Annotated in this window: 4 protein-coding genes and 1 pseudogene; 4 read left to right on the top strand and 1 reads right to left on the bottom strand. The window is 69.5% G+C overall.

What is annotated here, in order from left to right; all coding sequences use genetic code 11:
* A partial coding sequence (locus EJK15_RS68945) for a MerR family DNA-binding transcriptional regulator (protein WP_138720873.1) occupies positions 1 to 387 on the bottom strand: 387 nt, incomplete at its 3' end.
* A gap of 81 nt (positions 388 to 468) precedes the next feature.
* Here EJK15_RS68945 and EJK15_RS68940 point away from each other — a divergent pair.
* The 4 genes and pseudogenes from EJK15_RS68940 to EJK15_RS76035 all read left to right on the top strand — a co-directional run.
* The gene (locus EJK15_RS68940; protein ID WP_138720872.1) at positions 469 to 1,227 is read left to right on the top strand and encodes a MerR family transcriptional regulator; all 759 of its coding nucleotides are present in this window, start codon (positions 469 to 471) and stop codon (positions 1,225 to 1,227) included.
* Positions 1,228 to 1,272: 45 nt separating this feature from the next.
* Positions 1,273 to 1,581, top strand: coding sequence for an ArsR/SmtB family transcription factor (locus EJK15_RS68935; protein WP_138720871.1), 309 nt, complete (start codon positions 1,273 to 1,275; stop codon positions 1,579 to 1,581).
* Positions 1,582 to 1,669: 88 nt separating this feature from the next.
* Positions 1,670 to 1,885: pseudogene (locus tag EJK15_RS78420) on the top strand (SRPBCC domain-containing protein); the annotation flags it as partial.
* Positions 1,886 to 1,936: 51 nt separating this feature from the next.
* A partial coding sequence (locus EJK15_RS76035) for a hypothetical protein (protein WP_240778145.1) occupies positions 1,937 to 2,154 on the top strand: 218 nt, incomplete at its 3' end.

Below are 2,154 nucleotides of genomic sequence, written 5' to 3'. Positions count from 1 at the left end.
CTCCCGCACCACCGCCACCCGCCGCGACGGCTCGCCCACCACCCGCACCTGCGCCGACGGCAACCCCTCGGCCATCACCCGCTCCAGCGCCGACAACGTACGCCGACGCCGCGCCAACTCCGCCTCCAGCTCGTCGCGCACCCCCTCCAGCCCCCCCGGCGCACCCGACAGCACCTGAGCCACCACCGGCAACGGCACATCCAGCGACCGCAACAACCCGATCGACAACGCCTCCCGCGCCTGCGACGCCCGGTAAAACCGGTAACCGGTCTCAGCGTCCACGTACGCCGGCCGCAGCAACCCCAGCTCGTCGTAGTGCCGCAACTGCTTGACACTCAACCGTCCAAGCCGGGCGAACCGCCCGATCGGCAGCAGATCCTCGTCCACGCCCCCAGCATGGCCCCTCCCCCCATGGGAGAGTCCAGCCCGCTTGACCCTCACGCCACGTCAGCCTGCATCGTAGAGACCATGAGCTTCTCCGTAGGGCAGGTCGCCAGGCTCGCCGGCATCACCGTACGCACCCTGCACCACTACGACGAGATCGGCCTGCTCACCCCCGGCGAACGCACCCACGCCGGCTACCGCCGCTACACCGACGCCGACCTCGTCCGCCTGCAGCAGATCCTCCTCTACCGCGAACTCGGCTTCCCCCTCGAAGAGATCGCTGTCATCCTCGACGAACCCCACGCCGACGAGCTCACCCACCTGCGCCGCCAGCACGAACTTCTCACCCGCCGAGCCCAGCACCTCGACACGGTCATCGCCGCCGTCGAGCGCGCCATACAGGCCCACACCATGAACATCCCCCTCACCCCCGAAGAACGCTTCGACATCTTCGGCGACTTCCGCCCCGAAGACCACGACGCCGAAGCCGAACGCCGCTGGGGCGACAGCCACCTGTACGCCCAAAGCCGCCGCCGCGTCGCCGGCTACACCAAAGCCGACTGGCTCGAGCTCAAGGCCGAGGCCGCCGCCATCAATGACGACCTCGTCGCCGCCTATGAAGCCGGCCTGCCCGCCGACGGCGAACCCGCCATGGACCTGGCCGAACGCCACCGCGGCCACATCACCCGCTGGTTCTACGACTGCGACCACGACATCCACCGGTGCCTGGGCGACCTGTACGTCGACGACCCCCGCTTCACCGCCGCCTTCGACGCCCTCGCGCCCGGCCTGGCCGGCTATCTGCGCCAGGCCATCCACGCCAACGCCCGCCGCACCACCTAACACATACCCTTGCGGGCATATAACCGGGCGAGTATATTCACGGGCATGCGCTTCGACGTGCTAGCCGAACCCGCCCGACGGCAGATCCTCGACCTGCTGCTCGAACGCCCCCGCCTCGTCGGCGAACTCACCGACCACCTCGGCCTCACCCAGCCCGGCACCTCCAAACACCTGCGCGCCCTACGCGAAGCCGGACTCGTCACCGTCCGAAAAGACGCCCAACGCCGCTGGTACGAACTCCGCCCCGCCCCCCTCGCCGAAATCGACGCCTGGCTCACCCCCTACCGCAAACTCTGGAACCAGAGCCTCGACCGCCTCGAAAACCACCTCCACACCATGGACGACGACCAATGAACGAAACCCTCACCCTCCACCCCGACGGCCGCACCACCGTCCGCATGCAACGCCGCCTCCCCACCCCCCGGACAAGGTCTGGCGTGCCATCACCCAACCCGAACACCTCGCCGCCTGGTTCCCCGCCGAAGTCACCATCGACGGCGACCGCATCGCCTACAGCTTCGGCCCCGACGGCCGCATCACCGCAAACGACCCACCCCACGTCTTCGCCCACACCTGGGGCGACGACCACCTGCGCTGGGAACTCCAGCCCGACGGCCCCGACCGCACCCTGCTCACCTTCACCCACACCTTCACCGACCGCCACGGCGCCGCCAGCTTCACCACCGGCTGGCACACCTGCATCATCGCCATGCTCGCCCACCTCGACGAGCGCCCCTTCCACCACGACTCCGCCAAGATGGCCCGCCTGCACGAGGACTACATCCACATCCTCGGCCTCGACCCCGCCACCGTCGACGGCGACACCGTCCGCCTCGAACGCCAGCTCACCCGCCCCGCCGACGACGTCTGGCAGCACCTGCACGGCGACCAGGCCACCACCGGAAACCCCCCGCCAGCCCCCTTCAC

Origin of the sequence: Nonomuraea basaltis, assembly GCF_005893125.1 — a bacterium.
In the GTDB taxonomy this organism is placed as follows: Bacteria; Actinomycetota; Actinomycetes; order Streptosporangiales; family Streptosporangiaceae; genus Nonomuraea; species Nonomuraea basaltis.
The sequence above is the reverse complement of the archived record's forward strand: the minus strand, read 5'-3'. Positions and strand labels throughout refer to the sequence as shown.